The following is a 23,854-nucleotide window of genomic DNA, read 5'->3' on the forward strand; positions in this document are numbered from 1 at the left end:
TCAGACACGCTCCGTAACGCGCTGTCCGAGAATTCCGGTGGGCCGCAGTGTCAGGAAGAGGATGAGAACGGCGAAGGCGAAGACGTCGCGCCATTGGCCACCGAACCACTCGGCGCCGAACGCTTCGACGAAACCGAGTACCAGTCCACCGAGCATGGCGCCCTTGATGTTGCCGATGCCACCGATGACCGCGGCGGTGAACGCCTTGAGCCCGATGATGAATCCCATCAGGAAATCGATCTTGCCGTAATAGGCGCCCGCCATTACGCCGGCAGCTCCCGCCAGCGCCGAGCCGATGAAGAAGGTGCGGGTGATCACCTGGTTGACGTTGATGCCCATCAAAAGCGAGGCGTTGCGATCCAACGAGATGGCGCGCATAGCCCGCCCCGTCGAGGTCTTCTCAACGTAAAAGTTCAGTAGGACCATGAGCAACGCAGCGATAAGCATAAGGATGATCTGCGGCAGCGAGATGCGGGCCCCGAGCAGGACGAAGACGTTGCCTTCGAGCCTGATGGGGAACGCACGCGGGTTGGGCCCGGCGAGTGCGCTGATGCCGTACTCAAGCGAGAACGAGACTCCAACCGCGGTGATCAGCACAGCGAGGCGTGGCGCGCCCCGAAGCGGACGGTAGGCGAGTCTCTCAATGAGGACGCCGGCCGTGCCGGTGAGCAGCATGCTGACCAGCATTACGACCAGCAGTGCGCCGATGGAGAGCGACGCGGGGATACCGCCCACCGAGGTGAGAGCGGCAAAACCAATGAATGCGCCCAGCATGTAGATGTCGCCGTGCGCGAAGTTGAGAAGTTTGATGATGCCGTAGACCATGCTGTAGCCCAGAGCGATCAGGGCGTAGAAGGAACCGACGAACAGCCCGTCCCAAATGAGTTGAATCATGCCAATCCATTCCATGAGCCTGGGTGATGGATGCCGCAGCCAAATTGAGCAGTCGGCTGCGGCATCCATCAGTACGGATTTAGGACAGGTCGTCCTCAAGCACGAATTTGCCGTCCTCGATCACGAGGATCACGAAGCCGCCACTGGACAGCGTGTGTTCGGCGGTGAACTTGAGCGGACCGGAGAACATCTGGAACCCGTCAACGGCTTCAAGCGCCGTAATGATGGCGTCTCCATCGGTGCTCTTGGCCTGTTTGATCGCCTCGGCCGCGAGGCGGACCGCATCGTAGGACTGGGTCGAGTACGGCCCGGGGTCAGAGTCGAACGCCTTCTTGTAGTTGGCGATCCAGTCTTCGGCACCCTTGAGCGTGTCAGGAGTCTGCGTCATCGTGGCGTAGACACCGTCAGCTCCCGCTCCCGCGATCTGAGACAGTGACGCATCGACGCTTCCGTCGGCCACCATGATTTGCCCTGCGAAACCAGCATTCTTCAGCTGGTTGATGATCAGGCCGCCCTCCTGGTAATAACCGGTCCAATAGACGAGTGCGGGGTTAGCGCCCATAATGTCGCGCACGACTGACGAGTAGTCACTCTCCCCGGCCGTCACCGAGGTGCTCAGGACGACCTTCACGGAGCCGTCTGCCTCGATCTGCGACTTCGTCTCGATGTTAATGTCCTTGGAATAGCTCGTATTGTCGTCGACTAGGGCAACGGTCCCCAACTCTTGCTTCTTTATAAAGGCGAGAGCCGCGGTGGACTGCTGCTTGCCCGTACCGTTGATCATGAAGACGTTCTTTGCGCCCTGGTTGACCAAATCCTGCGAGTTCGCCGCGGGGATGATCATCGGGATGTTGGCCTTCTCAAAGATCGGGATCTCCGGCAGGGTCGCGCCCGAGCAGTATCCGCCGACCGAGACGACGACACCATTGGAGACCGCTTTGTTGGCACCGGCCACGGACTGCTGAGCGTCGCAGGCTTCATCTTCCACGTCCAGCTCGAGCTGTCGACCGAGCACTCCGCCAGCCTCGTTGATCTCGTTGATGGCCAGCTGAGCACCGTTCTTCATATACGCACCAGTCGGAGCGCTGCTCCCCGAGATCGGAATGACCATGCCAAGCTTGATCGGGCCCGAGTCGTCCGTACTGTCGCCCCCACTGCCTCCACCGCCGAGCAGGCCGCCGCTACAGGCCGAAGTCGTGAGCAGTATCGCTGTGGCCATGCCGAGCAGTATTGCGCCGCGTTTTCCGAATTTCATGTCTGCCTCTCCATTGATGGTGACAATCAGGGATCCAGTAAAATATGACATAACACCCACTGCGCCGTCAACGTTATGAAATTCCCCGACTGCACCTCGCCCCGCGGGCGATGTTTTCTCAGGCTAACGTGGAAAACAACAATGTAATGGGTGACATATTACAATTGGATTAAGTTCTTGTCGCTTCTGCCGGGGCGGGCGAGAAGCCCCATCACTGCCCCGCGAGCGCTCCGGACCACCAACTGACGACGTGGCTGAGGTGCACGATGATGAGCTTTTCGAGCCCCTCGCCGTCGCCCTGCTCGAGGAGATCGAGCATCTCGTGGTGCTCCTGGGCGGAATCGTGCAGCTTGTTGCTTTCCCGCATACGGACGAGGTTGACCATGCGGGTTTGCTGCCGCAGTTCTCGCACCGCGTCGACGAGTCGCTTGTTGCCGTACAGCGCAAGGAGACCGAGGTGAAAATCGCGGTCACGTTCGATGAACCCACTGAGGTTGGAGCTGTCCGCATATGAGGTGATCTCTGCGGCCATGGCCCGCCACATCGGAAGCGTGGCTATCGGGAAGTTGGAAGCGAGCGAGCGCATGGCCGGGACTTCGAGGAGCTGGCGCAGTTCGACGATTTCCCGAAGGTCCTTTTCACTGACTTCGGTAACTCGGAAACCCTTGTTTCTGACCGAGGTAACGAATCCTCGCTGCTCGAGGTCGAGCATCGCCTCGCGTACGGGCGTGGCCGAAACTTCGAACTGGGCGGCGAGAGTGGGCACAGATACGAGGGCGCCTGGCGCAAGCTCACCGGAGATGATGGCTGCCGAGAGGGATTCACCGATGCGACCGCGCAGGCTCACCCCCTGCTCAACCTTGTGAATTGCGGAGACGGTCATTGTGCACTCCCTCTCATCGCGGAACGACCAAGACTATTCGCGGAGGACTCGCGACGACTGCTCGGCCTCGATACGATCATGATATGTGCCATATTACGTCAACTGTTCGGACAATCGATTACCACGCAGCTGGTGAGCCCTTCCGAATCGTGCTGGATGGAATGCCCGAAATCAGCGGAGCAACCGTCGCCGAACGACGCGTGTACGCGCAGGGTTCGGACGAGGTCGATGCGGTCCGACAGCTCCTTTGCCGCGAGCCACGCGGTCACGCAGATATGTACGGCGGATTCATCGTTCCGCCCGACGACGCGGGCGCAGACTTCGGCGCACTGTTCTGGCACGGCGACGGATTCTCGACCGCCTGCGGTCACGGCACAATCGCGCTCGGGGTCTGGGCAGTTGCGACCGGTCGGGTCTCGGCGGCGGCGGACGGAGTGACGCCGGTCACGATCGACGTACCCTCCGGCCGGGTCGTCGCCCACGTTCGGCAGACAGCCGGTGCGATCACCGGCGTAGTCTTCGAAAACGTGCCTTCGTATCCGGTCGCCCGCGATGTCTTGGTGCAGACCTCCCGCGGGCCGGTGTCAGTCGACCTCGGCTTCGGCGGTGCCCTCTACGCCTGCGTCGAAGCGTCGAAGCTCGGTCTGTCCGTCGTCCCGGAGCACTACGACGCGCTCCTCGGGATTGGACGCGAGATCAAGTGGGCGCTGAACGACAGCGACATGGCGCAGCATCCGGATGACGATCGACTGAGCGGAATTTATGGCACGATCATCTTCGACGACCTCGGTGACACCGCTGATGGTCCCCACCAGCGGAACGTGACCGTGTTCGCGGACGGACGGGTGGACCGCTCCCCCTGCGGATCAGGCACCGCAGTGCGGCTGGCGCTTCTCGCCGACTCCGGTCGTCTCGGCACCGGGCAGACGTTCACGCACGACTCCATCGTGGGCACCCGATTCCTCGGCCGGGCACGCCTTGCCGGGCCAGCCGGGAAACCAGGCGCAATCATCCCCGAGGTAGAAGGAATGGCATACAAGACCGGAGAACACATCTTTACTCTTGACCCGTCGGACCCGGTTGGAACGGGATTGGTGTTGCGATGACTGCCGGCGCGCTCCCTTGGATCTCCGCCGATGAGGTGTTCGCCCGCGTAGATTTCGGCGCGGCCGTTCGCGCTGTTCAGCGCGACCTATTAGCCGGTCTCGACCCTGCGGCCGACTTCGACCGCGGCATCCTGGATCTAAGGAACGGTCAGCTTCTCCTCATGCCGACTGAATCGCCTGAGTTCGTCGGCGTCAAGATCGCCAGCGTCGCGCCCAACAACCCGGCGATCGGTAGACAGCGTATCCAGGGAATCTATGTGCTGATGGATGCTGCGACGCTCAGCCCGGTTGCCCTGCTCGACGGCACGGCGCTAACGACTCTGCGCACCCCAGCGGTTTCAGCCGCGGCCGCGGACTTTCTCGCGCCCGCCGAAATCGAGAACCTCGTGGTCTTCGGGTCCGGCCCGCAGGCCTGGGGCCACATCCAGGCCCTACGGTCGATCCGTTTGATCGGCAAGGTCGTAATAGTCGCACGCAACCAGGAGCGTTCCGGCCAGCTGACAGCGCGAATCGAGGCGACTGGCCTTGCCGCGCGCGTCGGTACCGCGGACGATGTACGCGATGCCCAGCTGATCGTGTGCGCGACTACTGCCAGGGAGCCCTTGTTTGACGGAATGCTGGTTCCGGATGATTCGTGCACGATCGCCGTCGGATCGCACGAACCTGACGCTCGCGAGTTGCCTTCTGCACTCGTCGCTCGCGGACAAATCGTGGTTGAAGACACCACGGCCGCCCTGCGCGAGGCGGGCGATTTGATCATTCCGATCCGTGAAGGTCTCGCTTCCGCCGAATCGCTCGTGCCAATGCGACAGATCATCGTCGAGGAGACCGCCGTCGATCGCATGCGACCACGCGTCTTCAAGAGCTCCGGAATGTCGTGGGAAGACCTGGTCGTTGCCGCGGAAGTCTATCGAATTGAGAGGTGACAAAACCGCACGGGGGTACTCAGCTCCTTTTTTCGTGCGCCTAACCCACGAGACAAAGCAGAGTGCATTGATGTCGGCTCGTCTTCGAACGCCGTTCACTCTCGCTGCTTCACGAACCGGTAGAGCGATTAACGCCGTCACCTGGAATGTCACGTTATCTCTGATTGCGGGCAAGTCGTTGTTGACGACAGTGCCGAATCAACCATTTTTGGCGCGCCTTCTACTCTGCCCCTGCCCCTGCCGCTGCCGCTGCCGGTACCGCTGACCAGCTACCATCGGGAAAATTACGCCAGCTTCTTCGGCCTCGACTTGCGCAACTCCGTCCTTTGATTGGTGGCTAAAGGGAGTGGGCCTGGCGCTCTCCCACACGTACCTCAATAGAATCTCAACACAAATTTCTGTCCACGCCACGACCCATCACCTACCACCGCCTCGCCGAAACCGTGCTCGAGCGACCACTCAGCCCGCTCGAGCACACGGCTATCGATCTCGCTCTGGCGGATGCGGTGCGGAGCGCGGAGGTACCCATCCTGCCGATGGTGGTTGATCGCATCCTCTCCCCCAACCCCGAGGACGACGAGGGCCGCCTCGTCGTCCATGCGTTGCGCCGACTGGTGGCTGGAGACCTCGCCGGACTCTTCGACGGACCATCGACGGTGCGCTTCGACCCGTCGCTGCCGATGGTGTCGCTCGACCTGTCGCGGGTGGCCGAGAACTCGACGCTCATCTCGGTGCTGATGACGTGCTCGTCGGCGTGGATGGAATCGGCCCTCGCCGACCCGGCCGGCGGCCAGCGCTGGGTCATCTACGACGAGGCCTGGCGGCTCATGGCGTATCCGGTGTTGCTGCGCCGAATGGATGCCCAGTGGCGGCTCGCTCGCCACTTCGGCATCGCCAACATGCTGATTTTTCACAAGCTGAGCGACCTCGACAACGTCGGCGACTCCGGGTCCGCGATGCGCGCACTGGCATCGTCGCTGCTGGCGAACGCCGAGACGCGCATCGTGTACCGGCAAGAACCGGACCAGCTCGGATCCACGGCGAGTGCGCTCGGATTGAGCCGCACTGAGCAGAAACTGCTGCCTGCGCTCGGCACCGGGCAGGGGTTGTGGCGCGTGAAGGATCGCAGCTTTGTCGTGCAGCATCAACTGCACCCTGACGAGCTCGCGGCGTTTGATACGACGGCGCGCATGACGTCGGGGCGGTAGCTGCGCACCGTGTATTGAATGAGGAGGCTAGCCATGGAACAAGAGCCCGAACGATGCTCGCGGGCTACCCGAGCCCAGCGCCGTGTGTGCCTGCTTCTCCTGCGGGCGAAGCTTCGCTCGCTCCCCCCCGACGCGGCGGTTCGGCCGTCTGAATTGATAAGCGGATGACTACCCAACGACCGCAGACCGACCTCGGCGACGAGCTGACCAATCTCGGCATTGGGCTCCTGATCGCTGCCGCGGTGCTAGCTCTGCTGCTTCGCGGCTCGGGTACTGTCGCGGCCTGGGCAATAGGGATCGCGCAGCCAACTGGCGGGCCAGAGACTGGGCTGGCTGTACTTCTAAACCCGGGCAGCCGCGCAACTGCCCTGAGGGCACCCGGCTTGAACCCGGTCGCATACTGGGTGACGATGATCGTGCTGGTGGGGCTGGCATCCGCTCTGGCCTTTGGGTTGTGGCACATATTTCGCAGCGTCACGAAGACGGTCGACCCGAACCGCATTGCCGGCCTAGCGACCCGTGCCGAGGTCGCACATGCCGCGTCGCATTCGGCCATCATGAAGCGCGCTGAGCACCTTCGCCCATCGCTCGCGAAGGCCGTACCGACCGACGTCGGCTATCGAATCGGGCGATCGCGCGGTAGTGCGGTGTGGGCGAGCGTCGAGGACTCGATCCTGGTGATCGGACCGCCGCGCTCCGGCAAGGGCGCACACATTGTGATCAATACCATCCTCGATGCGCCGGGCCCGGTCGTGACCACCTCGACGCGACCCGACAACCTCACAACGACCTTGCGCGCGCGGCAACGGCGAGGGCCGGTGGCGGTCTTCGATCCGCAGCAACTGGCTGCCGGCGTGCCGGTCGGGTTGCGATGGTCACCGATCCGCGGCTGCGAGGACCCGCTCACGGCGATGATCCGCGCGGCCGGTCTCGCTGCCGGAACCGGACTGGCCGCGGGCGGCGTCGACGGCGGCGGATTCTGGGAAGCCAAAACCCGCACTGCACTGCAGTCGATGCTGCACGCTGCCGCGCTCGACCGCTGCTCTCCGGCGGACCTCTTTCGTTGGACCCTCGACCCGGCCGCCGCCCACGACGCCGTCTCCATCCTGCTGAGCACTCCCGCAGCGGCCACCGGCTGGGGCGACTCTCTCCGGGCCACGCTCGAGGCCGACCCGCGCACGCGCGACTCCATCTGGCAGGGCGTCTCACTTTCGCTCGGTGCCTTGGCTGACCCACGCGTATTGGATTCCGTCTCCCCGCCGGAGGGCGAGGAGTTCGACCCCGAAGCGTTTCTGCGCAGCAACGGCACCCTCTACCTACTGGCCACCGGCGCCGGCTCGAACAACTCGGCCGCTCTCGTGTCGGCGTTCGTCGAAGACCTCGTCGAAACTGCTCGCCGTATCGCTGCCCGGAGTGCGGGCGCACGGTTAGACCCGCCGCTGCTGCTCGCCCTCGACGAGATCGGCAACCTTGCACCGCTCCCCTCGCTCCCCACGCTCATGGCAGAGGGCGGCGGGACCGGGATCACCACCATGCCCGTGCTGCAGTCGCTCGCTCAGGCCCGCACGAAGTGGAGCGACAACGCCGCTGGCACCATCTGGGACTCCTCTATCGTCAAAATCGTGCTGGGCGGCGGCTCCAACTCGCGCGACCTGCACGACCTCTCGACCCTGATCGGCGACCGCGACGAGACGACCGACTCGACGACCATCGGCGATCGCGGTTCACGGTCATCGCAGCGTTCGATCCGACGAGTGCCGATCATGCCGCCCGACACAATCCGTACCCTGCCCTTCGGCACCGGCCTCATTATGCTGCGCGCGGCGCCGCCCATCATCGCGAGCCTGCAGATGTGGACCGCGCGGTCGGATGCTAAGGACCTGCGGGCGAACCGAGAGGAAATCGAAGGGATGATGCGAGTACCGACTCGGAAGGTGCCCGCGCCTGAGCAGGTCAACGAGCCGGACTGACAGCGAACTCGGCGCTCGAGATTGCGTTCGCCGACGTTTACGTGCGAAAAACCTTATTTCCGAACTGGGAGCATCCGCTATACCTGTGTGACCCCGACCACTGCGTGCTCACCCCGGAGTGAGAACGCAGAACTCGTTGCCTTCGGGGTCAGTGAGAACTACCCACGGCACGTCGCCCTGCCCAATGTCGGCATCCATCGCTCCCAGGGTTCGCAGTCGAGCGACTTCAGCCGCTTGGTCGTCGTGTGGGTACGGTCGCAGGTCGAGGTGGACGCGGGTCCACACGGTGATGTCGGCTACGCGAACGAACTCCAAATATGGACCGACTCCCGCCGCCGACCGCAGCCGTGCAAAATCGTCGGTCACCTCGTGGAGGGTCCAGTCCATAGCCACTTTCCAGAACCGTGCCATCGCCCGTGGATCCGCACAGCTGACGACCACTGCGGCGATCGGCCCGGTATCCCCGTAGATCGCTCGAGGCTCGAGCACGCAGAAGACGTTGCCCTCTGGGTCGGCCAGAACCGTCCACGGCACGTCGCCTTGACCAATATCAGCGGATGTCGCGCCCAGCGTCTTCAATCGCGCGACCAGTTCCGCTTGATGAGCCAATGAAGAGGTGGCGAGGTCGAGGTGTGCACGGTATTTGACGGACTCGGGGTCTTGCACAGTGACGACATCGACGCAGACGGCGGCCGGATCCGGCAGGACCAAGCCGGGGGGCTCATGGTTGGTCACGCCGGGACCTTCGCTGGACACGCCCCAGTCGAGCGCATCCGCCCAAAACTGGCCGAGCGCTGAATCATCCCGTGCCTTGAAATTCACCTGAACCAGTCGAAGGGCCATGGCGCCCAAGCCTATTGGCCGGTCTCATTCGAGACCAGACAATGCCCATGTCAATCTTCAGGTACCAGAACCGCCGCGCTGGCTGGCTCCCGTCGACTGCCGGCGCGAACGCTATGGTGCGGCAGGTGCACCTGAGTAGGTTGTGGGCGCATGAGCGCCGCCACCGACACACACCGCTTCGCAACACATCACGTTCGAGAGCTGTCATCCACTAGGTCTTGGGAGTGCTCCCGCCAAGTGCACGCCTCCCCTATATATATGAAGCACCGCGGCCGTACTGGTCCGGGCAAGCGGACGCCGCTCGGCGGCGTTCGTCCTGAATTGTGACCACGGGGAGTTGGCCTCGTGGGGTGCGAGAGCGACCAACCCGCTGGTTGAGCCGCGAGCTTGCAAGCGTGTCGAGACCCGGCGAGACCCCTCCAGGCACTCAGCTACTGGCGAGGGACACTCCCGATTCGTCGGCGAGCGCCTTGATGAGCGCGGAGGCGTTCTCCTCTCCCCAGCCGGCATCCATCGCGGCATTCACGTAGTGCGAGGCCGCCGTCACGGTGGGCACAGCCGCTCCGAGCCCGGAGGCGAAGTCCTGGATTAGCCCGACGTCCTTTTGCATGAGCTTCAGGGCGAACGACGGCGAGTAGTCATCGGCGAGCACGGCCGGGCCGACACCGTCGAAGATGGGCGAACGGAAGTCGGTCACCTCGAGCACCTGAAGAACCTTCTTCAGATCGAGCCCCGCCTTCGCTGCCAAGGAGAGCGACTCCCCCAGGGCCAGCAGCTGCGACGCCACTACGAGGTTGCCCACGAGTTTCATCCGCACGCCGGAGCCGCCGGGACCCATGAGGTGCACGGTCTCACTGATGGGCTCGAAAACGTTCTTCACGAGATCAAAAACCTCGGAATCTCCGCCGACCACGATCCACAGACCGCCGCTGTTCGCTTCCCCCCGCGAACCGAAGACGGGAGCGTCCAGAAAACGAACACCCTTCGCCTCATACGCTTCCCGCTCGGCGGCACTGGCCTCAGGGCTGATCGTGGAAAGGTCGATCACGATGGAGCTGCTGTCAACGACGGATGCGAGTCCCCCGGCTTCGAGCACAACCGAACGCACCGCTTCGTCATTGCTGAAGCAGTACATGACGACCTCTGCTCCGTCGACCGCTGCGGCCACGCTGGGCGCCGAAGTCGCGCCAGCCGCGACGGCCTCCGCAACAGGGGCGTCTGAGCGGTTCCACACGGTGACGCTGTGGTCGGCCGCGAGCAGGTTTTTCACCATGCCGAGCCCCATGGTTCCGAGTCCGAGGAATGCGATCTGCGTCATTTTGTCTGCTCTCCTGTTGTCGTTGCGATTGCCGGTGTGTTCGTGGATTGCCAGGACTGAAGGAATCTGAGGAACGCCGTTGCCCCCGGGTCCTGAAGTCCGATGCTGCGTTCCTGCAGCCAAGAGGCTCGCCCGCGTCGGGACTGGAGTTCCTTCGACGCGATGACTCCGTTCTCGGCAGCAGTAATAGCCGAGCCGAGTGCGTCTTCCTCGGGCGCAGCGTTGAGCAGCGCTTCGGCCGCGGGGAACATCGCGTCAAGAATCGTCTTGTCGCCGACCTGGGATTTGCCTCGCTGGCTGATGGATTCCGCGGCAGCGAGCGCAAACTGCCCGATCTGCTCTCCGGCGATCGATTCGGCCTTGCCCCACACTCGCGAGCCAGCGAGCAGGGCGCCGGCCACGAGCGCGGCCATGGTCGACGGGTTCGCGTTCGCGAATGCCTTGGCACAGGCCAGCACGACCTCGGCGGGGGTGGCCCCGTCCGGAAGCACGGCCAGCGCCTCTTCGACGGCTGCGGCACCCAGCGACACCGTGATGCCCAGGTCGCCGTCTCCGAGGGCACGATCAAGTTCGCCCAGTTCGTCCGAGTGGGTGGTGAACTCCCGGAGGCAGTTGCGAACCGCGATGCTTAGTTCAATTCCGTTCATGGTTGACTCACGCTTCCTTGAAAAACGGTGATTCGGCGGGGGCATTGAGCAAAGCGAGGCGCTCGTCGTTCAGCGTCAGCAACGAGATGGATGCTCCGGCCATTTCGAGGCTCGTGGCGTACTCGCCGATGTAGTTCTTGTCGATCGAGATGCCCTGCTCGGCCAGCAGCTGGTGCACCCGCCGGAAGAGAAGGTAGAGCTCTTCGAGCGGCGTCGCGCCCATGCCGTTGACGAGCACGGCGACTCGGGCGCCGGAGGTGATGCCGAGGTCGGCCACCAGACGTTCTGTCAGCATCTCGGCAATGCGGTCTGCCGTCTCAACGGCGCCACGGTGGAATCCGGGCTCACCGTGAATGCCGATGCCCACCTCCATCTCGCCGTCACCGAGCTCGAAGCTCGCCTTGCCGGTGGTGGGCAGGATGGTTGGCGACAGGCCGATGCCCATCGTGGCGGTGTTGTCGATGATGTCTTCCGCAACGGCGGCGACCTGCGCCAGAGAGTCGCCGCGCTCGGCGGCTGCGCCGGCCGCTTTGAAAGCGAACATGATGCCCGCAACGCCGCGGCGGTCAGCGGATCGTTCCTGCGGCTGGCTGGCCACGTCGTCGCGCCCGACAGCCGTCATGGTTTCGATGCCTTCGAGTTCAGCCATGTCGGTCGCGAGGTCGAAGTTGAAGACGTCGCCGCCGTAGTTGCCATACAGGTACAGCACCCCAGCCCCGCCGCTCACCGCTTTGGTCGCTTCCAAGACCTGGGCGGAGGAGGGAGACGAGAAGACGTTTCCGATGGCCACGCCATCACACAGGCCGCGCCCAACATAGCCCTTGAAGAGGGGCAGGTGTCCCGATCCGCCGCCCGTGACGATGCCGACCTTGCCGGCGACGGGAGCATCCGCTCGCACCAGCACACGACGGTCAGGGCCGGGAGTCTTGAGCAGGGTGGGGTGGGCCAGCAGAATCCCCTCGACAAACTCGTCCACGAAGGCGCTGGGCTCATTGATTATTTTTTTCATTGTCTTGGTCCTTTTCCAGCTCAGGTTCGTACTAGGGCAGCGTCGGAAGTCGTCGTGTCGGCGCCGGGCGGCGCCTTCGTCTTCTTCGGCCGTTTCGTTCGTGTTGATGAAATCGAGTCGATGATCATGACCGTGATCAGGATCACGCCCTGGGCCATGGCGTACTCATACGACGAGAGTCGAATCGCGGTGAATCCGCTCGAGACGACCTGGAGCGTGAGTGTCGCGAGCACCACGCCGAAAACCGAGGCGAAGCCACCATTCGGATTTGTTCCCCCGAGAACGGCGATGACGATCACGAGCAGAACATAGGAAGACCCGTAGTCGGCGGATGCCGTGGGGTTGCGCGCCAGGAACAGCACTCCGGCGAGGCCCGCGAGCAGGCCACCCACGGTGTAGGTCTTCATGAGAACCGCGCGTCGGGGAATTGCCGAGTAGCGTGCCGCCACCGTGTTGGCGCCCTCAAGTTGAATCATGCGACCCAGGGCCGTGCGATTCACGAGCACGGCCACCAGAACGGCCGTGAAGACGAAGATGATGAACAGCAAGGGGATGTTGGCGACCGCAGCTTGACCGATTGCGCCGAGCATGGTCGGGGCCCCATAGAGGGTCGATCCGCCCGTCCAAACAATGGCGATTCCATTGTAGATCTGCATGGTCGCCAGAGTCGCCAGGATCGGCGTGATCCCAACGACGCTCACCAGGAATCCGTTGAAGGCCCCGCCTAGTATCCCGGCCACGATTCCAGCAAGCACGATGAGAAATCCGAGATTATCCGCCAGGCCAGGGTCGCTTGCGGCGACCGCCGTGTGCAACGTTGAGATCGTGATGGCCGAGAAATTGGCGATCGCCACCAGTGACAGGTCGATGCCGCCGGTAAGCATCACGAGCATCATGGCGATCGCGATGATGCCGATCTCTGGAGCAGCCACGGCGATGTTTTGGAGGTTGATCGGGCTCAAGAACACTCGCGGATTGAGAATCGTGAACAGGGCGACGGCCAGGAGCAGGGCAACGACCATGCGTCCCGCTCCGCGCTGCACGCCGGTGGGGCGGGCCACACGCCGGGTCCAGCTGCCCACCTGATCGTTGAATTGTCGAAGCGGATGCGAGGTCGACGAGGGCGCTTCGTCGCGCCGGGGTGATTTCTGGCTCATCAGACCAACTCCTGTTCTTTTTTCAGGTCGGTGTCGAGATCTTGGATGACGCGCGTTCGTCGCGCATCCCGGTGAGCGGCGATGGCCTGGATTCCCACGCCGACGACGAGCAAGACGCCAACGGCGGTTCGCAGCCAGGCACTCGGCACTCCGACAAGCAGCAGGCTGTTCTTGATGACCTGCACGAGCAGCACGCCGAGCACGGTTCCCAGTACGGAACCACGGCCGCCGAAGATGGCGGCACCACCGAGAATGACCGCAGCAATGATATCGAGCTCACCGCCGACGAGGTCGCGTGGGTTGGCGCTTCGGCTCAGCACGATGTGGATGACTCCGGCGATAGCGGCCAGGGCGCCGACGAGCATGTAGACAGAAACCTGCGTGCGTTGCACCTGGAATCCGGCTCGTCGCGCAGCCTCGATGTCACCGCCGATGGCGTACAGGGAGCGGCCGAACATGGTGCGCTTCAAGACCCACCCCACGGCCAGGCAGAGGAGGATTACCGGAACGACCAGCACGTGCAGGTACGCCCGGCCGGTGTCTGTAGTGACGTCAAAAAGGTTGCTCGTGGCGAGCGCTGCCATCGACCCCGGCAGGTCCGCGTAGTACGTGGCACCCACGTAGGTGTACATCGCTCCGAAGAACACGCCCTGGGTGCCGAGCGTCACGATCAGCGTGGGCAAATTGAATCGGGCGATGACAATTCCGTTGATGAAGCCGAGGGCAACTCCCACGCCGATCGCGATCGCGAAGATACCCGGCAGGCCCGGATCGAACCCGGCAGTGAGGCAGAAACTGACGGTCGAGTAGCCGGCGAAGATGGCGATCGCCGCGAACGACACATCGATCCCACCCGTGATCACGACGATGAGCACGCCGAGGGCGAAGATCACCGGCACGATGGAGCTTCGAAGAATCGAGAACCCGGTGTTGAGGGTGAAGAAGGTGGGATTGGCAATGGACATCGCCACGATGAGCCCGAGCAACACGAGGGCGAGCACGCCCTCGTTGTTGGTGCCTCGCAGTCTGCGCAATACGTCCATCAGGCCGACATCCGTTCTTGAATCGTGTCCACTGATATCTGGTCTCCCTCGAGTACGTGCGTCAGTCGGCCGTTCTTGATGACCAACACCCGGTGACACGCGGCAACGAGTTCGGGGGCGTCGTCGGAAATGATGATCACCGACATCCCCTTGGCCGCTTCGACGCGGAGCAACTCGAGAATTTCTTCCTTGGAACCGATGTCAACGCCCACTGTGGGGCCATTGAGCATGAGCACGGTCGGCTCCGTCGCCAACCATTTCGCGAGAACGACGCGTTGGGCGTTTCCGCCCGACAACGTGCGAACCGGGGCATCCGCGCTTCGCGCGTTGATTTTGAGGCCAACGAAGAAGCGCTTGATCGTGGCTGCGGTCTGCGTTCGGCTTAGCATGCCCCAGCGGGTGCGGTGGGATTGCAGAGAGGCGGCGACAATGTTGTCGGCGATTGACTTGTCCAGAAACAGCCCCTGGGAGAGACGGTCTTCGGGCACGTATCCGATTCCGGCCGCGACGGCGTCCTGAATTGAGCGAATGGCCACGACCTCACCGGCGACCCTGATCTGGCCCTCGTCCGCGACTTCGACGCCGAAGAGCGACTCGGCAATTTCCGTGCGCCCGGAGCCTAGCAGGCCGGTCACGCCGAGGATTTCGCCCTTGTGGAGCCCGAAAGAGATGTCTCGGTAGGCACCCGCCAGAGAGAGGTTGGTCACCTCGAGTGCGAGGGGCGCGTTCACATCCAACTCACTGACCACGCGGGAGTCGTCGACTTCCCGCCCCGTCATGTAGCTCGAAATGGAACGCTGGTCGAAGTCGGCTGTCGGCCCGCTCACCACCTGTCGGCCCGAGCGCATGATGGTGAGCCGCTGGGAGATGGCGAGCACCTCTTCGAGCTTGTGCGACACGAACATCAGGGCAACTCCCCGTGTTCGCAGGCGCTCGACGAGCGCGAAGAGTCGGCTGACTTCGGTGTGCGTGAGGGCCGTCGTGGGCTCATCCATGATGATGGCCCTGGCATCGTTGACCAGGGCGCGGCAGATCGCTGTCAGTTGTTTGTCGGCAACGGAGAGGGTGCCCACTTCGCGATCGAGATCCAGATCGATGTCCAGTTCCTCCAGGATGGCCTCGGCTCGTGGCCGGATCGATGCCGGCGCGTAGAGACGTCGCCCCACCGCCACCTCGGCCGTAAGCACGATGTTCTCGGCCACCGTCAGGTTGGGAAAGAGCGAGAAGTCCTGGTAGATCACCTGGATGCCGCCCTGAATGGCAGCGTGCGCGTTGATCTGGGCGAAGGAGACGCCGTCGATGATGATCTCCCCGGAGTCCGGGCGTTCCGCACCCGAGATGATCTTGATCAGGGTCGACTTGCCACAGCCGTTCTCACCGGCGAGGCAGTGCACTTCGCCCGGGATGAGATCGATGGAAACGTCGGCCAATGCGGGGACTCCACCGAAACTCTTGTTGATTCCGCGGGCCGACACGAAAGGCGCCGGCGGCGAAGAAGCGGTTGGGGAATTCACAGAAGTACCTTTCTCACGAAACAACCGGGGCGCGCATACAGCGTATGCGCGCCCCGTCGACGTCGGACTGCTAGAAGTCGTACTTGGCAGCAGTCTCAGCGTCAGCGGCCACTGAAGCGGCGCCGACGAAGACGTTGTCGTAGCCGTCGAGCTTCTTCAGCGAGTTGTAGCCGTCGATGCCGAGGTCGGTACCCGCTTCGATGGTGCCGCCGTCGGCCAGGATCTGTGCGATCGCCAGCTGGGCCTCACCGGCGAGTGCCGGGTCCCAAAAGAAGATCTTGTCGATCGAGCCGTCGGCCAGGTACTGGTTCGCAACGGAGGGGATGGAGGTTCCCATCACGCAGACCTGGTCTTCGAGGCCGGCTTCCTGCACGGCACGGGCGATTCCGGGAACGTCGTTTCCGGCTGAGCCCTGGAAGCCGGCGATGTTCGGATACTTGGCCAGGACTTCCTTGGCGCGCTCGTAAGCGGTGCCCTGGTCATCCGTGCTTTCGATGGGTGTTTCCACGCGCGTCATGTCAGGAAAGTTGGCCATTTGGTTGTCGTAGGCCGCGCCGACCCATTCCATGTGCGTCTGGGCCGTGAGGCCACCGACGAACTGTACGTACTCGCCGGTTCCGCCCATGCAGTCACCGAGGTTGTCCATGATCTCGGAGCCGTAAGAGGCGTTGTCGAAGGCCTCGATGTCGATGTCGACGTTCTCAATGCCGGTTGCTTCGTGGGAGACAACGATGATGCCCTGGTCCCGCGCCTGCTTGAGCACAGAGGAGAGCGCTTCGGGCGAGTTGGGGACCACGGTGATGGCGGTCGGCTGCTGGGCGATGAGGTCCTGCACGATCTGTACCTGCTTTTCCGGGCTGACGTCATCTGCGCCCTCCTGGCGGGCGTCGATACCGGTGCGGTCGGCGAAGGACTTCACGCCGACCTCCATGCGCTGGAACCACGGGATGGTCTGCGCCTTGACGACGGTCACCATGACCATGTTCTCGGGAGACTCGGAGGCGTTCGTGTCACCGCCGCCGACGCTGCCCACAGAAGAGCAGCCGGACAGAACGATGGCCGCTCCTACGAATAGTGCGGCGCCCCGAAGGGCATGCTTGTGATTCATTCGTTAACTCCTTTGTGAACGCTTCGTGACTCGGTCACGATCGAGGCGGCTCGTCTGTGATGCGCGCTATGGAGGAATTTATCGCCAATCCGCACGATCCGTCAAGCGATAATGAGCACAAAAATGCGCAGTTTCACGCATTTGACGCACACTGGGGCCATCAAGGCGCTTCATCAGCCGCCCAAAGCGTTGTGCCTGCGCGTTTTCACAGAGCCAGTGCGCGTTTTCACGCAAAATGCTTTACTTTCACCGGACTGCGCGGATAGCATCCATAGAAAGAGATCCACAGGAGGTACACGCGTGTCCAGACAGCCAGAAATAGCTGAGATCCTCAGAACGCACGGCTTCCAGTCGGTCAACAGCCTCGCCAAGCGCTTCGCGGTGACCACGTCCACGATTCGGCGCGACCTGGAACGGCTCGAAGCGAGGAGTCTCATTCAGCGCACCCACGGCGGTGCTGTCCCCGTTGCGCCCGTTGAATCTCCCGCCCCTGTCGCGGATGAGTTGCACATCGCGGAGAAGCGAGCAATTGGCCAGGCCATGGCCGATCGCATTCTCGATGGCCAGATCGTGCTGCTGGATGGAGGCACGACGACGCTTGAGGTCGCCCGCCATCTCACGAAACGGCGACTAACTGTGGTGACGAACGACCTCCGGGTCGCCGTGGAGATTGCTCAGCGGCGGTCGGCGCATCTCGTGTTCATCGGCGGCGAGCTTCTGCCCGATGTCTACACGATGTGGGGGCCAGCATCCGTCATGCAACTGTCGAACCTGCGAGTGGACGTGGCTGTATTCGGCGCGGACACGGTGTGTGACGACGGTTTGTACCACACGAGCAGTTACGAAGTTGAGTTGAAAAGGTTGATGCGATCCATCGCAAAAGAGGCCTTCTTCGTGGCCGACAGCTCCAAATTCGGTCGCGAGGCGCTGTTCAAGGTTCTCGAGGTGAATGACTTCACGGCTGGGATCACTGACGACCTTCTCGACCCCCTGCGCGCATCCCAATTCCCGATCCCCCTCATTCAGGTAGGAAAGAACCGCTCCGCTTAGCCGCCTCGACTCTCATGTGCGCTCAAGACCCAACTTTTGCCAGCAACGTCTTCTCGGCACGGTTCCCGAGGCGGGAGCGCGACCACTCCGCTGGCCCCGCCGCGAGCTTGCGAGCGTGCCGAAACCTGGTGAGACGGAGTACGAGACCCTGCCCCGGCATCCGCAGATTGTCCCACCGGGTTTCGACACGGGCGCGAAAAGCCTGCGCCCGTCTCAACCAGCGGAAGGGGGGATAGAGCCTGGCCGTCAGGGCAGGGGCGGGTGGGCTCGCCGACGTAGTCGGCCAGGAGGGGAGGGGGATGGGGCCCTTGATGCGGCGCCCTCCGCGGCGCTCTTCCCAGTCGTGCCCATGCCCATCTTCAGGAACCAGAACCGCCTCGCTGGCTGGCTCCCGTCGACTGCCGGCGCGAACGCCATGGTGCGGCAGGTGCACCTCCTGGTGAGCGCGGACCACGACGGTCTGCCCAGATCACAGGAGTCAAGGTCCCATGGCATTTCACACCCAGCAATCACTCTCGGGTTTCATCGCTTCCGATCCGCAACGAACAGTCACTGAGAACGGCGACACCCGCTTCTACGTGCGTGTCGGCCAGCCGCACTTTCTCCGCGAAAACAGCGGCAATTTCACCGCACTGGAGCCGACCTTCCACGACCTCGTCGCTTACCGAGCCACCGCCGAACGAGCTCTTACCCGCTTCGCCAAAGGCGACAGTTTTGTCGCCGAAGGGTACGTGCGTACCTTCCAGGTCGAACGCGACGGCGAAACCATCCCACGCGAAGAGTTCGTCGCCAAGAAGATCGGCCACGACCTCGCACGCACCACCTATCAGGTCGACCGCACCCATCGCACAGCTTCGGACATCGAGGTCGAGCACGAGGCGAAAGCTGCTCACACTGGATCCAGGCGGTGAACCAGCGATGTCTGAGTCACTCGTCGAATGGACATCCGGCGATCACGATGACGGCTTCGGAGAGGTCTCCTTGGACGACCTCGACGCACGCATGGCGGAGCCGCCGCACCCGATCAACTGGAACTTGCTCAGCGCCGACGACGCCGAGGCTGAATGGATCGAACTCAACCGCTGGGTGAACTGGTTGCGGCGCACCTACGGGCTGCCGGCATCCGTTCTGCCACCGTTCTGGCACCGGCACCCTGAGCTCGTCTGGGAGCTCTCCGCGCTGCACCTGCATTGGCTCGGCGCCTACGACCCCGACCAGCACGGCTCCGCGCCGCTCGGCTGGCATCGCGACTTTGCGGATGCCCGCCAACGGCTCCGCGACTGGGTCTCGATCTCGGGCACGCGACTGGAGCGAGATCGATCGACTCGCCAGACTGCGTGGCCAGGCGAACCGCCCGCCGACACGGTCGAGGACGTGGTCATCGGTGACCGTGACGAAGACTTTGTGCAGTTCGTCGTGGACGACGTTGCCAGGCGGCGTGAGGCCGACGTACATCTTCCCGCCCAATTTGCCTGACGCTGAGTGTGTCATTGTGCATGTGCTCCCACGACCGGCAGGCAAATTCACCGACTTACAAGTACATATCAGCGAGTCGATGGTTTCTCGCTCGTAAAAACCCGACGCTAATGGCGAGATACTGCAGCCGCGACGCCAACTTCCGATGTCCCTGTGCATCCTGATTCGCCGTATCATTCATGGTCCGCGCCAGCCGAAACCATTCAGCGGTTCGCGTGATCGTCGACGTCGACTGCCACGGATTGGGCAGTCGCAACATCTGCGTCGATGTTCAGAACAACGTCCTCGCCATCGAGCTGAGCGAGGAGCACGGCCGCATTCTCGGCAAGTCGCCTGGCAGACTTTCGCCTCAAGTCGACCGGATCGCCGTCGATTCCGAGGATTACGTCCGTCGCAATTGAGAAGTGGACTTCGCCCCCCAGAGATAGGTGACGGACCAATTCCTTGTGAATGCGGCGGCTCGTTCGTTGACTGGAACGGTCCGACTTTGCGTTTCGGTAGTCTCTACCTCGCCGAGCGAGACTAACGGATTCACCGATGTAGACAGTTCCGCGCCCAACCGGAGTCGATACAAACGTAAAGCGATAAAGCCCAGGCTCTTGAGGAAGGGGTGGAAAGATTGGCCAGCCGTCGCCGTCCAGAACGATGCGGCCGGCGTTCAGCCACGTGAAGCTCGTTGTGGCCGAGACTGAACCCGCTTGCATTAGACGACTGGCATCGAATGTACGTGCGAGTCGCGCGGACGGTGCGGGCGTGGCAATAGGATCCGACGGCACGGGGTCTGTTTGGTAACCCAGCCTCCGCAATTGGCGCCGCGCGACTTGAGAAGTGAAATCGCTGTGGGGCAAGCCAGCCGCAAGGCCAAATGCCTGCTTGACTGGCCATTTTCGTCCATCAATCTCAACCGAGTACTCGAAGATGCGATCCGGTGTGTATCCGCGGAGGCGAGCGCTTACTTCCGTCGCAGTAAGGTCCCGACGTGACCCGTTGACAATAAACTCCACGCGCTTACGCCCCCACTGATTGCTAATGACTTGAGAATATCCCGCCGATGCTGAATCGACGAACGCGTCGAAACGGCTGACCGAGGTTGAAGCCAGACCACGGTCTTGTTCTCCGCGGCATCTTCACTCAGGCGTGACTCTTATCCAGTAGACGTCCTTGGACGATTTCGACGGGCCGCGCATCGCCGCGAACGGATTCCGCTCGCCAACCGGCTCTGGGGAGTTTCCTCAGGTTTCATCCGTCAACGGATGGCAGCTCGGCCTTATCCCAGACCTCATCAAACCGATCCGCCACGCGTGGCCAGACCTCGCGCGTGCCGTCCTCGATCGAGTTGACTTTGCTCGCCAGAGACCCAAAGACAACGAAGTCGTGGCGAATAACCCTGCCTGATTGGTCGCACCGCCCATGCGGGTCGGGTAGACGCAGCGCTACCGTGTCGCCGTCACGACGCCAAACTTGCGGCATATCCTCAATGCCCGAGAATTCAGTTTCGTAAACGGAGAGCGGATCGGAAAGTCCTGCGGTCCGGAGGAACCGAAATCCCCAGCTCCGTCCACGGCTAGCCCAGATGAGACTCATTTGAGGCTCCGTAGCAGGACCTGGTCCTTCTCCCCTTTGTCTAAGTCCAGGCCGAAATTAGTCAGCATGATGCTCACGTAGTCATGCTTGTCTTTCGCATTGCGATTGAACACGTCGATCTTCTCGTTGGTCAGTTTCTTCATAAAATCAGAAAGACTGGGGCTGAATATGGCTACGACCACCTTCAGCGGGCTAGGAAGCGGGATCTTGGTCGTGATGAGGAGCACTAAAGGTGTGATCGTACTCAGCAGATATTGCGCAACCTCGCCACTCTTTTTCATTGCTAGTATCCACCCGATGGCTCGTGACAGCGGGAGCATGGCTGCTATGGGCAGGATCAGATTCAACCCGATGCGCTTGGTCACCTCTATCTTTCCCGGTTCGAACTTCGCAGATGAAAGCAGCACAAAGTCCTCGCCCACGGAAAGAGCGTCCGGGGCCATCACAAACTGACTAATAACAGCCCGAAGCTCGCTTAGCTCGCCAGCGGCCTTCTCCACGATGAGGTCCCTGAACCCGGCAACGTCGAAGTCCGGCAACAGATCAGATTTTGATAGCGCCACGACCCAGACACGGGGAAATGTGACAAGAGGTTTTCCGCCTGCCAATAGCTCGTTCTGTAGTTTCAGAAGTCCGTTCTTGAAGTTGGTGAACAACGCTTTCAGGTATCGCTCCTCCTCGCCAGAATTATCCAGCAAGCGCTGTGCATCTACCAGCAAGAAAGCAACATCTGAAGTTAACAGCGACCTAAAAGTCTCGACTCGGCGTGCAGCTTCTACTGGTCCATTCGGATCTTGCTCGAACCACTGCCCTGGATAGTCATGCCAAATCAGGCGCAAGTCCTCCACCTGCTTGGCCTTTTTCGTTCTAGCGCCGGGCACTTTTCGTCGCTTTATCGAGAATGAATAAGAGGTTGATTTCAACTGGTTCGACATCGGCAAGGAAGCCGTCTTCTTCATCCCAAGGTAGTTCTGATGAAGTCGATTGCCGTCGCTCGTGTCGTCGGCGACCACGTCAAACAGGCTCGTTTTCTGGAATTCTGGCTCCTGAGCCCCTCCATAGAAGGAGGAAAGTAGTACCGTTTTACCGCTGCCGCTCTCACCGAATACTGCAATTTGTTGCTCGCGCGCTACTTTGCTTTGTTCCATACAAGAAACCTACGGCACAGGGGCTTCCAGATGCCGTGGGCACCCACCAACTTGCGCCTGACGCCTCATCTGCGGGAGAGAATATCCCACGTCCAGCATTCCTTTTCCGGATTGCGTCAATGGCAGTCGATTGATGACATGGGTCTCCTGGACATGCCATCACTCACCAAGCACCTCGTCGAGGATCTCGGCCGTCACCGGGTCGACCATATCGGCCGTGACCACGTAGCTGTTTCGCGTGGTCTGCTCGTTGGCGTGGCCGAGGAGTCGAGATGCGAGCGTGATTCCGGCCGCCCGCTCGATCAGCGTGGCGGCCGTTCGCCGATAGATGTGCGTCGTGTACTCGTCGACGTCGATGTCCAACTTCACCAGCTCAGTGCGCTCGTCCTCGACGAATGCGCGCAGCAGTCGCTCGTAGTTGCTCACGCTCAACGAGCGACCGGTCTTGGTAGGGAACAGGAATGCCTCCGGATCCGCCTCGGCAAGCGCCAGTCGGCGACGCACGGCCGCCGCCGCCATCGACGGCAGGGCGATGCTCCGCCGCTGTCGAGACCGTTTGGGCGAATTCTTTCGGTGCGTCCCCTGCGCCTTGGTGCTCACAATTGTGCCGCTCACGATGAGGGTGGGCGGCAGCGTCGTCATGTCGACGTCACAGCGGCGCAAGCCGATGCACTCGCCGACGCGAAGCGAGGTACCGATCATTATGTCCATGCCGTCGATAAGTGCACGGTAGTTCGGCCGCGGGCCGTCGTCGCGGGTGGCCCGCCACACCTGCATGCGCCCCCGAATGGCCGTAATCTGCGCCGGCGTGAGAGCGGATTCCTTGCGCGGTGACATCGGTAGGCGTTGTACGTCGCGTACGGGGTTCTGCACCAGAGCATCGTCGCGCACGGCATATCCACACACGAGACTAAGCACTGCACGCGCTCGACGGGCTTTCGAGATCGTTTCTTCCTCCAGGATTCGCTGGAGGATGCGATCGCAGCGACCGACGGTGAGGTGCTCGAGCCGCACTCCCCCGCACCGCGGCACGATGATCACACGAGCTGTCGTCTCATACGATTCGTAGGTCGAGTACGACAGGCTGCCAGCCTTGGCTCGGGTGAGTACTTGCGACAGCCAAAGTTCTATCGCGTCGGCGATCGTGCTCGACGGCGAGAGCGCTCCGGCACCGCCCGTCGCCATAGCCCTGGCCTGTCGGTATACTTCGGCCCGTGCCTCGTCTTCGGTTCTGGCGGTGACCCCGATGCGGTGAAGGCGACCACTGTCGTCACGAGTGGATGCGCGTGCTCGGTATCGCCCGCTCGGCAGCACGTCGATGACGATGCTGCCCAGCTCGCCGGCAAGGATCTGCGGTCTAACCATGTCGGTGCTCACGCACCCAGGTGAGCACGTCCTGCACGTCGTACCGCACGAGTCGGCCGAGCTTGATGTAGGGCGGCCCGGTCTGCATAAGGCGCCAGTCTTCGAGCGTGCGCTCGGGCATTCGCAGCAGCTCGGAAAGCTCGCGCTGCGTGAGAAACGAAGGAGTGGTTTGCGTTGTAGCGTCCATGCCCAACAGGTGCACGGCGAATGCCGTGAGCACCCCGCCTATGCCGCGACGAGGCCGTATTTGCCCGGGCAACAGAGCGCATAACCCACTACTGAAGGGGGTTATTGGTCTGTTTCTGGTCACAGAGCCTGTTTCAGGCCTGTCACACAGGGTGGGCGATAGT

The 23,854-nt window shown here is 62.4% G+C and carries 22 protein-coding genes and 1 pseudogene; 8 read left to right on the forward strand and 15 right to left on the reverse strand.

What is annotated here, in order from left to right:
• The 3 genes from E3T31_RS16735 to E3T31_RS16745 all read right to left on the reverse strand — a co-directional run bounded on the left by E3T31_RS16735 (position 1) and on the right by E3T31_RS16745 (position 3,032).
• Positions 1-894, reverse strand: coding sequence for a branched-chain amino acid ABC transporter permease (locus E3T31_RS16735; protein WP_134470428.1), 894 nt, complete (start codon positions 892-894; stop codon positions 1-3).
• A 79-nt stretch (positions 895-973) separates the two neighbouring features.
• Positions 974-2,149, reverse strand: a complete 1,176-nt coding sequence (locus tag E3T31_RS16740; RefSeq protein WP_134470430.1) for a branched-chain amino acid ABC transporter substrate-binding protein — start codon at positions 2,147-2,149, stop codon at positions 974-976.
• A 211-nt stretch (positions 2,150-2,360) separates the two neighbouring features.
• Complete coding sequence (locus E3T31_RS16745) at positions 2,361-3,032, reverse strand: GntR family transcriptional regulator (RefSeq protein ID WP_134470431.1); 672 nt, start codon at positions 3,030-3,032, stop codon at positions 2,361-2,363.
• A gap of 83 nt (positions 3,033-3,115) precedes the next feature.
• On the opposite strand from E3T31_RS16745, the gene E3T31_RS16750 reads away from it, so the two are divergent.
• The 4 genes and pseudogenes from E3T31_RS16750 to E3T31_RS16765 all read left to right on the forward strand — a co-directional run bounded on the left by E3T31_RS16750 (position 3,116) and on the right by E3T31_RS16765 (position 8,242).
• The gene (locus E3T31_RS16750; protein ID WP_134470433.1) at positions 3,116-4,138 is read left to right on the forward strand and encodes a proline racemase family protein; all 1,023 of its coding nucleotides are present in this window, start codon (positions 3,116-3,118) and stop codon (positions 4,136-4,138) included.
• The gene (locus E3T31_RS16755) at positions 4,135-5,064 is read left to right on the forward strand and encodes an ornithine cyclodeaminase family protein (RefSeq protein WP_134470435.1); all 930 of its coding nucleotides are present in this window, start codon (positions 4,135-4,137) and stop codon (positions 5,062-5,064) included. Before E3T31_RS16750 ends, E3T31_RS16755 begins: the two co-directional genes overlap by 4 nt.
• 431 nt (positions 5,065-5,495) lie before the next feature.
• Positions 5,496-6,272, forward strand: a pseudogene (locus tag E3T31_RS16760) (ATP-binding protein); the annotation flags it as partial.
• Between the two features lie 164 nt (positions 6,273-6,436).
• On the forward strand, positions 6,437-8,242 hold the full coding sequence (locus E3T31_RS16765) for a type IV secretory system conjugative DNA transfer family protein (RefSeq protein WP_134470437.1): 1,806 nt from the start codon (positions 6,437-6,439) through the stop codon (positions 8,240-8,242).
• Positions 8,243-8,350: 108 nt separating this feature from the next.
• Here the strand turns inward: E3T31_RS16765 and E3T31_RS16770 are convergent, their stop codons facing one another.
• From E3T31_RS16770 to E3T31_RS16805, 8 genes are all read right to left on the reverse strand, one after another.
• Complete coding sequence (locus E3T31_RS16770; RefSeq protein WP_134470439.1) at positions 8,351-9,085, reverse strand: VOC family protein; 735 nt, start codon at positions 9,083-9,085, stop codon at positions 8,351-8,353.
• Between the two features lie 427 nt (positions 9,086-9,512).
• The gene (locus tag E3T31_RS16775; protein WP_134470441.1) at positions 9,513-10,403 is read right to left on the reverse strand and encodes an NAD(P)-dependent oxidoreductase; all 891 of its coding nucleotides are present in this window, start codon (positions 10,401-10,403) and stop codon (positions 9,513-9,515) included.
• Complete coding sequence (locus E3T31_RS16780) at positions 10,400-11,050, reverse strand: DAK2 domain-containing protein (protein WP_134470443.1); 651 nt, start codon at positions 11,048-11,050, stop codon at positions 10,400-10,402. The genes E3T31_RS16775 and E3T31_RS16780 overlap by 4 nt, the downstream gene beginning before the upstream one ends.
• A 7-nt stretch (positions 11,051-11,057) precedes the next feature.
• Positions 11,058-12,059 carry a dihydroxyacetone kinase subunit DhaK gene (locus E3T31_RS16785; protein WP_134470445.1) on the reverse strand — a complete coding sequence of 334 codons (1,002 nt, stop codon included), beginning with the start codon at positions 12,057-12,059 and terminating at the stop codon, positions 11,058-11,060.
• A 20-nt stretch (positions 12,060-12,079) separates the two neighbouring features.
• Entirely contained in the window at positions 12,080-13,216 is a 1,137-nt protein-coding gene (locus E3T31_RS16790; RefSeq protein WP_241978064.1) for an ABC transporter permease, read from the reverse strand.
• Positions 13,216-14,259, reverse strand: coding sequence for an ABC transporter permease (locus E3T31_RS16795; RefSeq protein WP_134470447.1), 1,044 nt, complete (start codon positions 14,257-14,259; stop codon positions 13,216-13,218). The genes E3T31_RS16790 and E3T31_RS16795 overlap by 1 nt, the downstream gene beginning before the upstream one ends.
• Complete coding sequence (locus E3T31_RS16800; RefSeq protein WP_134470449.1) at positions 14,259-15,773, reverse strand: sugar ABC transporter ATP-binding protein; 1,515 nt, start codon at positions 15,771-15,773, stop codon at positions 14,259-14,261. Before E3T31_RS16800 ends, E3T31_RS16795 begins: the two co-directional genes overlap by 1 nt.
• A 70-nt stretch (positions 15,774-15,843) precedes the next feature.
• Positions 15,844-16,881, reverse strand: a complete 1,038-nt coding sequence (locus tag E3T31_RS16805; RefSeq protein ID WP_134470451.1) for an autoinducer 2 ABC transporter substrate-binding protein — start codon at positions 16,879-16,881, stop codon at positions 15,844-15,846.
• 123 nt (positions 16,882-17,004) lie between these two features.
• Between E3T31_RS16805 and E3T31_RS16810 the strand changes: the two genes are divergently transcribed.
• The 4 genes from E3T31_RS16810 to E3T31_RS16825 all read left to right on the forward strand — a co-directional run bounded on the left by E3T31_RS16810 (position 17,005) and on the right by E3T31_RS16825 (position 19,808).
• On the forward strand, positions 17,005-17,931 hold the full coding sequence (locus tag E3T31_RS16810; protein ID WP_241978065.1) for a DeoR/GlpR family DNA-binding transcription regulator: 927 nt from the start codon (positions 17,005-17,007) through the stop codon (positions 17,929-17,931).
• A gap of 488 nt (positions 17,932-18,419) precedes the next feature.
• Positions 18,420-18,842: a single-stranded DNA-binding protein gene (locus tag E3T31_RS16815; RefSeq protein ID WP_134470453.1), complete on the forward strand. Its 423-nt coding sequence runs from the start codon at positions 18,420-18,422 to the stop codon at positions 18,840-18,842.
• Between the two features lie 7 nt (positions 18,843-18,849).
• On the forward strand, positions 18,850-19,407 hold the full coding sequence (locus E3T31_RS16820) for a DUF4913 domain-containing protein (protein WP_241978066.1): 558 nt from the start codon (positions 18,850-18,852) through the stop codon (positions 19,405-19,407).
• A gap of 215 nt (positions 19,408-19,622) precedes the next feature.
• A complete protein-coding gene (locus E3T31_RS16825) occupies positions 19,623-19,808 on the forward strand; it encodes a hypothetical protein (protein ID WP_134470455.1) in 186 nt (61 codons plus the stop codon).
• An 838-nt stretch (positions 19,809-20,646) separates the two neighbouring features.
• Here the strand turns inward: E3T31_RS16825 and E3T31_RS16830 are convergent.
• The 4 genes from E3T31_RS16830 to E3T31_RS16845 all read right to left on the reverse strand — a co-directional run bounded on the left by E3T31_RS16830 (position 20,647) and on the right by E3T31_RS16845 (position 23,724).
• Positions 20,647-20,991, reverse strand: a complete 345-nt coding sequence (locus E3T31_RS16830) for a hypothetical protein (RefSeq protein ID WP_134470457.1) — start codon at positions 20,989-20,991, stop codon at positions 20,647-20,649.
• Complete coding sequence (locus E3T31_RS16835) at positions 20,988-22,139, reverse strand: ATP/GTP-binding protein (protein ID WP_134470459.1); 1,152 nt, start codon at positions 22,137-22,139, stop codon at positions 20,988-20,990. The genes E3T31_RS16830 and E3T31_RS16835 overlap by 4 nt, the downstream gene beginning before the upstream one ends.
• 159 nt (positions 22,140-22,298) lie before the next feature.
• Positions 22,299-23,504, reverse strand: coding sequence for a site-specific integrase (locus E3T31_RS16840; protein ID WP_134470461.1), 1,206 nt, complete (start codon positions 23,502-23,504; stop codon positions 22,299-22,301).
• Positions 23,497-23,724: an AlpA family transcriptional regulator gene (locus E3T31_RS16845; RefSeq protein ID WP_241978067.1), complete on the reverse strand. Its 228-nt coding sequence runs from the start codon at positions 23,722-23,724 to the stop codon at positions 23,497-23,499. Before E3T31_RS16845 ends, E3T31_RS16840 begins: the two co-directional genes overlap by 8 nt.
• Positions 23,725-23,854: the final 130 nt, after the last annotated feature.

This window comes from Cryobacterium sp. TMS1-13-1, from assembly GCF_004403125.1.
GTDB lineage: Bacteria > Actinomycetota > Actinomycetes > Actinomycetales > Microbacteriaceae > Cryobacterium > Cryobacterium levicorallinum.

Bases quoted from the DNA above. Each gene is read 5' to 3' on its own strand.
- E3T31_RS16830 (WP_134470457.1), bottom strand. From the start codon at position 20,991: ATGAGTCTCATCTGGGCTAGCCGTGGACGGAGCTGGGGATTTCGGTTC.
- E3T31_RS16795 (WP_134470447.1), bottom strand. From the start codon at position 14,259: ATGGACGTATTGCGCAGACTGCGAGGCACCAACAACGAGGGCGTGCTC.
- E3T31_RS16785 (WP_134470445.1), bottom strand. From the start codon at position 12,059: ATGAAAAAAATAATCAATGAGCCCAGCGCCTTCGTGGACGAGTTTGTC.
- E3T31_RS16835 (WP_134470459.1), bottom strand. From the start codon at position 22,139: ATGGAACAAAGCAAAGTAGCGCGCGAGCAACAAATTGCAGTATTCGGT.
- E3T31_RS16750 (WP_134470433.1), top strand. From the start codon at position 3,116: ATGTGCCATATTACGTCAACTGTTCGGACAATCGATTACCACGCAGCT.
- E3T31_RS16745 (WP_134470431.1), bottom strand. From the start codon at position 3,032: ATGACCGTCTCCGCAATTCACAAGGTTGAGCAGGGGGTGAGCCTGCGC.
- E3T31_RS16765 (WP_134470437.1), top strand. From the start codon at position 6,437: ATGACTACCCAACGACCGCAGACCGACCTCGGCGACGAGCTGACCAAT.
- E3T31_RS16810 (WP_241978065.1), top strand. From the start codon at position 17,005: ATGCGCAGTTTCACGCATTTGACGCACACTGGGGCCATCAAGGCGCTT.
- E3T31_RS16735 (WP_134470428.1), bottom strand. From the start codon at position 894: ATGATTCAACTCATTTGGGACGGGCTGTTCGTCGGTTCCTTCTACGCC.
- E3T31_RS16740 (WP_134470430.1), bottom strand. From the start codon at position 2,149: ATGAAATTCGGAAAACGCGGCGCAATACTGCTCGGCATGGCCACAGCG.
- E3T31_RS16755 (WP_134470435.1), top strand. From the start codon at position 4,135: ATGACTGCCGGCGCGCTCCCTTGGATCTCCGCCGATGAGGTGTTCGCC.
- E3T31_RS16775 (WP_134470441.1), bottom strand. From the start codon at position 10,403: ATGACGCAGATCGCATTCCTCGGACTCGGAACCATGGGGCTCGGCATG.
- E3T31_RS16815 (WP_134470453.1), top strand. From the start codon at position 18,420: ATGGCATTTCACACCCAGCAATCACTCTCGGGTTTCATCGCTTCCGAT.
- E3T31_RS16840 (WP_134470461.1), bottom strand. From the start codon at position 23,504: ATGGTTAGACCGCAGATCCTTGCCGGCGAGCTGGGCAGCATCGTCATC.
- E3T31_RS16770 (WP_134470439.1), bottom strand. From the start codon at position 9,085: ATGGCCCTTCGACTGGTTCAGGTGAATTTCAAGGCACGGGATGATTCA.
- E3T31_RS16820 (WP_241978066.1), top strand. From the start codon at position 18,850: ATGTCTGAGTCACTCGTCGAATGGACATCCGGCGATCACGATGACGGC.
- E3T31_RS16780 (WP_134470443.1), bottom strand. From the start codon at position 11,050: ATGAACGGAATTGAACTAAGCATCGCGGTTCGCAACTGCCTCCGGGAG.
- E3T31_RS16805 (WP_134470451.1), bottom strand. From the start codon at position 16,881: ATGAATCACAAGCATGCCCTTCGGGGCGCCGCACTATTCGTAGGAGCG.
- E3T31_RS16790 (WP_241978064.1), bottom strand. From the start codon at position 13,216: ATGAGCCAGAAATCACCCCGGCGCGACGAAGCGCCCTCGTCGACCTCG.